Annotated in this window: 1 protein-coding gene; it reads left to right on the forward strand. The window is 63.4% G+C overall.

All coding sequences use genetic code 11. From position 1 onward, the window contains the following. Positions 1–189: 189 nt before the first annotated feature. Entirely contained in the window at positions 190–1,371 is a 1,182-nt protein-coding gene (locus M8859_RS36635; protein ID WP_443678234.1) for an IS30 family transposase, read from the forward strand. Positions 1,372–1,559: the final 188 nt, after the last annotated feature.

Genomic DNA, 1,559 nt, shown 5'->3' on the forward strand with positions numbered 1-1,559 from the left:
AAGATGCTCAAACGGCAGATGTTCGGCCGCGCGAAGACCGACTTGCTGCGCAAGCGGATCCTGTTGAGCGAGTGAGTAACCCGGCACACGAGATCACCAAATTTGTGCCAGATCCTGAAGACTGACCCTCTGGTTCCGCTTGAGTTCAGCAACTCGTCGCAACACTCCTGCTAGAAGACGGGTGTGCGAGTGGCTGGAAAGCGTGGAGCTAAACGGCGTTTGGTGTTGGAGGCGAAGTACTGGGAGCTGATTCTGGCCGGTGTCGGTCCGGTCGATGCAGCCAAGCGAGTTGGGATCGGACGCAAGACCGGCTATCGGTGGCGGCACGAGAACGGCGGACTACCTCCTGCACGGATCTCCGATGATGTCCGCTCGGACCGGTACCTGAGCCGCCTCGAACGGCAACGCATCGCCACACTGCACGAACGCGGGCTGGGCGTCCGTGAGATCGCCCGCCGGCTCGGCCGAGCGGCCTCTACGATCAGCCGTGAGCTACGCCGCAATACTTTCGGGCACGACCGTGGTCGCTACGACGCTGACCTTGCCCATGCGCGGGCGGCTCAGCGTGCTCGTCGGCGCCGACCTGGACGATTGTGGACCGACCCGCAGCTGCGTGCGGTGGTGCAGGCCAAGCTGGAACTGGACTGGAGTCCGCAGCAGATCAGTGTCTGGTTGCGCCGTGAACACCCCGCCCGGCTGTCATGGCACATCAGTCACGAGACGATTTACCAGGCGCTTTATAACGCCGAGAAGTCCGGACTATCGAGGACGTTGACCAAACGACTCCGGACCCGACGCTCACTGCGTCGGCGTCGGCGTCGACGCCGCGCTGATGCGCGGTCGGTCCGGTTCATCGCTCCGTCGAACCTGATCGAGGCACGGCCGGCCATCGTCGATCAGCGTTCTCGCGTCGGCGACTGGGAGGGCGACCTTATCGTCGGCGCCCGTGGGGGTTCAGCTATCGCAACATTGGTCGATAGGTGTAGTCGGCTCGTGCGGCTGGTCCACCTGCCCGACGGCCGCAACGCCGATGCGTTCGCTTCTGCGGCGCTGCGCGTGCTGGCCACTGTCCCAGCGCAGGCCCGCCTCACGCTGACCTGGGACCAAGGTTCGGAGATGGCGCGCCACGAACGGCTGGCCGGGATGTTTCCCGAGGGCATCTACTTCGCGCATCCCGGATCACCGTGGATGCGTGCGACCAACGAGAACACGAACGGCCTTCTACGCCAGTACTTCCCGAAGACGACCGATCTGTCCCTGCACGGCCCGGACGAGCTTCGCGAGGTCGAGCAGCGCATCAATACCCGACCGCGGAGGGTTCTCGGGTGGCGAACCGCAGCGGAGGTGTTCGAAGCCGAACTGGCACTATGAAATCCGTCATTGCGTTGCGACGACGACTCGAAACCGCCGCTGAACTCAAGCGGAACGAACGGGTCACGATTCAGGATCTGGCACAAATTTGGTGATCTCGTGTGCCGGGTTACTCACTCGCTCAACAGGATCCGCTTGCGCAGCAAGTCGGTCTTCGCGCGGCCGAACATCTGCCGTTTGAGCATCTT

It is taken from the genome of Nocardia sputi (genome assembly GCF_023501985.1).